Source organism: Brachybacterium sp. SW0106-09 (genome assembly GCF_001293905.1).
In the GTDB taxonomy this organism is placed as follows: domain Bacteria; phylum Actinomycetota; class Actinomycetes; order Actinomycetales; family Dermabacteraceae; genus Brachybacterium; species Brachybacterium conglomeratum.
In genome coordinates this window covers 19,668-27,525 of sequence record NZ_BCAK01000034.1, presented here as the reverse complement: position 1 = coordinate 27,525, position 7,858 = coordinate 19,668, and the positions used below count along the sequence as shown (strand labels likewise).

Below are 7,858 nucleotides of genomic sequence, written 5' to 3'. Positions count from 1 at the left end.
GGACATCTTCACTGGGAGTGGAGGAGTGCTTGAACCCCTTTTCGGGTGTTCGCCTCCTCCACTCCCTTTTCTCATGCCCGGGAACTGGGAGCCCACACGCGTCCCTGGTCTTGGCGCGAGAACGGGAGCCGGCCATGACAAGCGGGGTCGGAAGGCGAGGCACCGGCTCGGGAGAGGGGTCGGGCTGAGCTGTCCCGAGCGCCGGGATGGTCCGGTTCAGGGGGCGAGCTCGCAGATCCATCCATTGGCGGAGTGGTGCGCAGTTCCGCCCGTCACCTCGGGACCGTCGTACGACTCGGGGCCCGTGCCTCCCCGGTAGACTCGGCTGTCGTGTCGCTCCTGTCCGGGAGCGCAGTCCGCACTCCGGCCCCGCTCCTCGGGACCGGCCCGATCCCCAGGAGAGACATGCCGTCCACGCTGCCGGGTGTGCCCGACATCGATGATCAGCTCGCGACGAGCATCGTCGAGCGCCTGGGCACCATCGAGCACGGGCTGCGCGAATCCGTCGCGAGCTCCGACGACATGATGCGCTGGACCGCTCGCCACCTCATGGACGCCGGCGGCAAGCGTGTCCGCCCGATGCTCGTGCTCCTGGCCGCATCCCTCGGGGACGTCGATGCCGAGGGCGTGCAGGAGGCGGCGATCCTCGTCGAGCTGACCCACCTGGCCAGCCTCTACCACGACGACGTGATGGACTCGGCGCCCACCCGCCGCGGCACCGACAGCGCCCACTCGCTGTGGGGCAACAACGTCGCGATCCTCACCGGGGACTTCCTCTTCGCCCGGGCGAGCGCGCTGAGCGCCCGCATCGGCCCCGCGGCCGTGCGGATGCACTCCGAGACCTTCGAGAGGCTCTGCCTCGGCCAGCTGCACGAGACCGTCGGACCCGCCGAGGGGGAGGACCCCTTCGCCCACTACATCTCCGTCCTGTCCGATAAGACGGCGTCGCTGCTCGCCCTCGCCGGCGACCTCGGCGCCTCCCTCGCCGGCGCCCCTGAGGGCTCCGGCGACGTCATGCGTCGCTATGGCGAGAAGGTCGGGGTCGCCTTCCAGCTGGCGGACGACGTGCTGGACCTCGAGAGCGACGCCGCCACGAGCGGGAAGACCCCGGGGATCGACCTGCGTGAGGGCGTGCCCACCATGCCCACCCTCCTCGTCCGTCGCCGGGCGGCCGAGCAGCAGGACCCGCGCAGCCTCGAGATCCTGCGCAGGCTCGACAGCGATCTCAGCGACGACACGGCACTGGGTGAGCTCGTGGCGCTGCTGCGCGAGGACGAGGCGCTCGAGGAGACGCGTCGGCTCGCCCAGCGCACCGCCGACGAGGCCGTCGAGATCCTCGGCGAGCTGCCGCAGGGTCCCGTCCGCGAGGCGCTGGAGACCTTCACCCGCACGCTCGTCGAGCGCCGTCGGTGAGCTCCTCCTGAGATCGGCGACCGTTCCCTCTGCCTGACCTGCATGGGGACGGAACGTGACCGGGCGCGTAGAACGTCGCGCGGGGGACCGGTACTCTGTCCGTTGTCGTGCGCGATCACATCGACCGCGGGGGTCTTCTCCTCTGTGAGAGCAGCCGGTCGGGGCCGGGCGTGCGCGAGGAGTCTGCACGTCTTCTGGGGGTACCACCATGTCAGTCACCGCTGGACCGAAGAGGCGCCGCGGTCGGCGCACCACGGTCGTGTCCACGGCCGTCCTGTCAGTGGTGGCGCTCGTCCTCACCGGCTTCGCCGTGAACTACGACGGCCTGTCCTCCTCGGAGGTCGAGGTCTCGGACGGCGGGGTCTGGGTCAGCAACGGCGACCGCGGCCTCATCGGCCGTCTGAACGTCGACGCCGGCGAGCTGGACGCCCGCATCTCCTCCACCGGCCAGGATCTCGACATCATCCAGTCCGGCTACCACGTCTTCGAGACGGGTCCGCGCGGCATGACCCCCATCAACACCGCGGCCGCCTCCCGTGCGGGCCTGGTCGAGCTGCCGCCCGAGTCCACCGTCCGCATCGGCGGGGACCGCGTCGTGATCGCCGCGCCCGACGGCCGGGTCTGGATCCTCTCGCCGGACGAGGCCGCCGCGTTCAGCCCCGCCTCCGTCGAACCGGTCCTCGAGACCGGCAACGGCGCGCCGCCCGTCGCCGTCTCCATGAGCGGCGACGTCTACGTGCTCAACGGCGAGGAGCTCCTGCGCTACCCCCGTACACCGTCCACCCGAGACACGAAGGCGGACAAGCCGTTCATCGCCGGCGGGGTCTCGAGCGACGCCGCGCAGGTCGAGCTCACCGTCGTCGGCGACGTGCCGGTGATCATGGACCGCGAGAACCGCATGCTGCGCCTCGGCACCGAGATGAAGGACTACCCGCTCGAGGACTACGGGATCTCCTCCCTCGAGGTCGGCGAGCTCCAGCAGGCCGGCCCCGCCTCCGAGAACGTCGTCCTGTCCACCGCCGACACGATGCTGCTGATCCCCCTCGACGGAGGGAAGGCGGAGTCGATCTCCGCCGGCGGCACCGGCTCCGAGGTCGTCGAGCCGGCGCAGGTCGACGGCTGCGCCTACGGCGCCTGGGGCGGGTCCCTGCGCTACGTCCGCGCCTGCGAGGGCCAGGAGCCCGTGAGGGACGTGACCCCCGAGGCGAAGGCCGGAGCGGACCTCTCCCTGCGGCAGAACCGCGACCTGGTCGTGCTCAACGACCAGAAGTTCGGCCTGTCCTGGGAGATCATGGACTCGATGCAGCTGGTCGACGACTGGGTCATCAACCAGGACATCCAGACCGATCAGTCGAAGGAGAAGGAGAAGGAGACCCTCACCACCACGATCGAGAACGTCGCGGCCGAGCGCGAGGAGGAGAACCGGCCCCCGACGGCCAACGACGACACCTTCGGCGTGAGGCCCGGTCAGAACGTGGTCCTCCCCGTCACGCGCAACGACGTCGACCCCGACGGCGACGTGCTCACCGTCGATGTGGAGGGGAAGCAGCCGGCCGCCGGGCAGGTCACCCCGATCACGGGGGGCACGCAGCTCCAGATCCAGGTCGCCGACGACGCCTCCGGCACCCAGACCTTCACCTACGCCGTCGACGACGGTCGCGGCGGCAAGGACACCGCCACCGTCACCCTCGAGGTGCGCCAGGAGGGGGAGAACTCCGCCCCGCAGGCCGCCGAAGAGACGATGACCAAGGTCCAGGTCCGCTCCGGCCAGGAGATCAGCTTCAACATCCTGCCGTATTGGGAAGACCCCGACGGCGACGCCTTCTACCTCTCCAACGCCACGGTCCCGCCGGAGGACCTCGTCACCTTCACCCCCGACGGGAAGATCACCTTCAACGACGCCGGCCTCTCGCCGGGCACGAAGCAGGTCCAGCTCACCTTCCGCGACGAGAACGGCGAGACGGGGGAGGGGACGATCCAGATCGAGTCGGTGACCGACAGCGACCTCCCGCCGATCACCACCGCCGACCACGTCAGCATCGTCTCCGAACGCACCACCACGCTCAAGCCCCTGGTCAACGATCTCAACCCCAACGGCGGCGAGCTCGAGCTGATCAGCGTCGGAGAGTCCGAGGGGCTGGAGGTCGATCCGGCCCTGGACGCCGGGAGCGTCGACGTCACCAGCGCCGGGCCCGGCACCCACTACCTGGAGTACACGGTCGGGGCGAGCGGCGGCAGCACCAGCTCCCTGGGACTGATGCGCATCGACGTGGTCGAGCCGGAGGCGGAGAACCTCCAGCCCGTCGCCGTCGACGACCTCGGAACGGTCACCACCGGCACCGACACGCTCGTGGACCCGCTGGAGAACGACGTGGACCCCACCGGCGGGGTGCTGGTCGCGAACTCCCTCGAGGTCCCCGAGGGCAGCGGCCTGAAGGCCACCGTCGTCGACCACCACCTGGTGCGGGTCGAGGCGGAGCCCGGCGCGACCGTCTCCTCCGAGCCGGTCCCCATCACCTACGAGGTCTCGAACTCGGCCGGCACCTCGACGGGCACCATCCGGATGATGGTCGTGAACACGGACACGCAGTTCGCGAACCCGGAGGCCGTCCCGGACCGCACCGTCGTGCGCGCCGGGGACATGGTCAACATCGACGTCACCGCCAACGACGTCTCGCCCACGGGCTCCGACCTCCACCTCGGCACGAACCTCGACACCTCCCGCGCCGATGCGCTGGGCAACACCGAGCCGCACCAGGACATGCTGCGCTTCCGCGCCGACGACGACGCGACGGGCGAGGCCGTCGTGCAGTACGAGGTGGTCGACGAGACGGGCCGCACCGGCTCCGCCCTCGCCTACATCACCATCGTGCCGCGGGACGCGGAGAACACCCCGCCGCGGCCGGAGAACCTCACCGCCCGCGCGGTCGCGGGCACCCCGGTGCGGATCCCCGTCCAGACCACCGGCATCGATCCCGACGGCGACTCCGTGATGCTCACCGGCGCGGCGAGCCCCATGCCCACCCTCGGCGAGATCACCACCGCGAACGGCGAGTGGATCGAGTACGTGCCGCACGAGGACTCGGTCGGCACGGACCGCTTCCGCTACCAGGTGATGGACCGCCACGGCGCGATCGGCACCGCGGAGGTGCTCGTCGGCATCGCCGCGCCCACCGACCGCAACCAGGCCCCCTACGCGGTCGACGACACCGTCGAGGTGCGCCCGGACCGCGAGGTGCAGATCCCGGTGCTCGACAACGACACCGACCCCGAGGGCGACGCGCTCGGCATCGTGCGCGGCGACGTGGAGGCGATGACGGACATCGAGTACGTCGAGCCGCCGGAGGACACGGAGGACAACCTCGTCACCGTCACCACCCCGGCCGAGGAGGGCACCCACACGGTGCTGTACTCGGCGACCGACGGGCAGCTGAAGTCCAGCGCCACCGCGACCGTCAAGGTCGCCGCGAACGCGCCGCTGCTCTCCCCGGTCGCGGTCGACGACTTCGTGCCGGTCGAGGACGTCCTGGATCCGAAGAAGGACCACGTCGAGGTCGACGTGCTCGCCAACGACTCCGATCCCGACGGCAGCACCAACGACCTCGAGGTCGCGCTCGACGGCTCCTACGAGGGCGTGGACCTGCGCGAGGACGGGACGCTGAAGATCGTGCCCCAGGAGGAGCAGCAGCGGATCCGCTACATCATCACCGACCAGGACGACCAGTCCTCGGCCGGCTACGTGTGGGTGCCCGGCACCGCGAAGCAGGCCCCCGTCTGGGTGGGCGAGCCGGTGAAGGTGCAGGCCGGCGCCGAGGCGAAGATCGACCTCGCCGATCCCCAGAACGTCCGGGTGCGTCCGGGCGCGGAGAGCGTGCAGATCACCGACCCGTCGCTCGTGACGGCAGGCCACGGCGACGGCGGCGAGCTCGTCGAGAACGAGACGACGCTGAGCTACCGCCCTGCCGCGGACTTCTCCGGCAAGGACACCATCAGCGTCGAGGTCACGGACGGTGCGGTGGGGGACGCGACCGCGGCCACCGCGACGCTCGCGATCCCGGTCGAGGTCGCGCCCGAGGACGAGAACCTCCCGCCGACCTTCCAGGGCGCGCTGCTCGAGGTCGCGCAGGGAGAGGGCCAGGCCACGCTCGACCTCGCGCCCGGCGTGGACGACCCCGATGATGACACGTTCACCTTCGCCCTCGGGAAGTTCACCGAGAATCCGGAGATCGACGTGTCGGTCGAGGGCTCGGTCTTCACCGCGACCGCGACGCCGAAGGCGCCCAAGGGCACGGTCCTCGAGGTGCCGGTGACCGTCTCCGACGGGACGAACGATCCGGTGGAGTCCTCCGTGCAGGTCACCGTCGGCGGCTCGCCGCGGCCCCTGCTCACCACCGTGATGGACGAGGACACGATCGACGCGGGCACCACCAAGGACATCGCAGTGCTCGAGAACGACTCCAATCCCTTCCCCGGCGGGGACCGGGAGCTGCTCAGCGCCGGCCTCACCGCCGGTGAGGGCACCGTCGAGCTCAAGGGCGACAAGGTCTCGATCACCCCGGCAGAGACCTTCCACGGGATCCTCACCGCGCAGTACACGATCGAGGACGACACCGGAGACCCGGACCGCCACGTCACCGGCGAGATCCGGATCGTGGTGCGCGGCAAGCCGGCGCCGCCCTCCGCGCCGCGCATCGGGGAGATCGGCGACGGGTTCGTCGAGCTGAACTTCGACGCGGGAGCCGACAACGGCGCCCCGATCACCGGGTACACGGTCACCGCGGCGACCGGCGGGACGGTGTCGCAGCAGTGCGCCTCGACCTCCTGCACGATCACCGGGCTGACCAACGACACGGAGTACACCTTCCAGGTCGTGGCGACCAACGACGTCGGCGACTCCGACCCGTCGGTGCCCTCGGCCGTGGCCCGCCCCGATGTGCGCCCGGAGAAGCCGGCCGCCCCGCGGGCGGAGCGCGGCGATCAGCAGCTGACCGTGGGCTGGTCCGCGCCGGAGAACCGCGGCTCCGCGATCCAGAGCTACGAGGTGCAGGTCCAGGACACCAGCGGTCAGGGGATCTCCTCCCAGACCGTCGAGGGTGGCAGCACCCAGACGGTGTTCTCGGGGCTCACCAACGGCGTCGACTACCGATTCAGGGTGCGGGCCTCGAACCTGGCCGACGAGCCCTCGGAGTGGTCGGAGTGGTCCTCGGCGGAGCACCCGGCCGGCAAGCCCAAGGCCCCCAGCGGCACCCCGTCGGCCGAGCGGGTCAACACCGCGCTCGGCGGTGCGGTGGACGTGACGTGGCCGGCGATGACGGATGCCGAGGCGAACGGCGAGCCGATCACGCAGTACGTCGTGAAGTCCTCCTCCGGCGCGAGCCAGACCGTCGACGGCGGGACCACCAAGGCGTCCTTCCGGGACCTCGACCGTGACAGCAAGCACACCTTCACCATCACCGGCGTGAACTCCGTCGGCACCGGCTCCGGCTCCTCGAAGGCGTCGAACGAGGTCGTCCCGTGGGCGAAGCCCGAGGCGCCCACCGGGGTGAAGGCGTCCCTGCCGGACCCGAACACCGGAGACGGTCCCAACGGGCGGGTGGACGTCTCCTGGGAAGCGGCCGACGGGAACGGCACCACCGTCACGCAGTACGTCGTCAAGGGCGGAGGTCAGACCAGGACGGTCGACGCGTCGAAGCGGAGCGTCCGATTCGACAGCCTGGATCCGACGAAGTCCTACCGGTTCACCGTCGAAGCTCGAAACGGTTTTGCTAAGGACGGCGGCGTCAGCGAGACGTCCGCGGAGTCCAATTCCGTGAAGCCGTACACGAAGCCGGACAAGCCGTCGGTCAGCGGCTCCAACGGCAAGTGCACCGACGGGAGCACCTGCCCCGTCACGGTGAAGGCCAGCGCGGGCGGCGGCGACGGCGGAGCCGGAGGCAAGACGCTCCAGGTCCGCATCAACGGCGGCAGCTGGCAGGACTCGGGGACCTCCTTCTCCAAGACCTACCAGGTGAAGTCCAAGGGCTTCGTCAAGATCGAGGCCCGCGTCAAGAACAGCAAGGGCCTCGTCAGCGGCACCGTCGGCAAGACCCAGGGCGCACAGACCTACACCCCTCCGAGCCCCAAGTCCGGAGTCAAGTGGGGAGCGATGCAGAACAACAACGTCTGCGACGGGCCGTACTGCAAGCAGGTCGACATCCGGCTCTCGGATCTCGAGCCACACCAGTCCTACGACCTGTCCATCACCACGCATCCGTCGCCGACCTTTGCCGGGGGTCCGTGGACGGTCAACGGCTCCACCAAGATCCGGATCACGGCCGACCCTAGCGGCAACTACTCCTCCTCCGGCGCCCGCTACAACTTCCTGTACGGCTACCCCGACAACAAGTTCGAGGTGTTCGTCAACGGGAAGTCCGCCGGTGTCCACTCGTACGGCTGAACTGACGAT

General features: G+C 70.2%; 2 protein-coding genes. Both read left to right on the top strand.

The features are described 5' to 3' along the window. Window positions 1-405 precede the first annotated feature (405 nt). The gene (locus Y09_RS13175) at window positions 406-1,413 is read left to right on the top strand and encodes a polyprenyl synthetase family protein (RefSeq protein WP_053918136.1); all 1,008 of its coding nucleotides are present in this window, start codon (window positions 406-408) and stop codon (window positions 1,411-1,413) included. A gap of 259 nt (window positions 1,414-1,672) precedes the next feature. Next, window positions 1,673-7,849, top strand: a complete 6,177-nt coding sequence (locus tag Y09_RS13170) for an Ig-like domain-containing protein (protein WP_053918135.1) — start codon at window positions 1,673-1,675, stop codon at window positions 7,847-7,849. Window positions 7,850-7,858: the final 9 nt, after the last annotated feature.

Coding starts and splice junctions, on each gene's coding strand:
- Y09_RS13175 (WP_053918136.1), top strand. CDS start 406: ATGCCGTCCACGCTGCCGGGTGTGCCCGACATCGATGATCAGCTCGCG.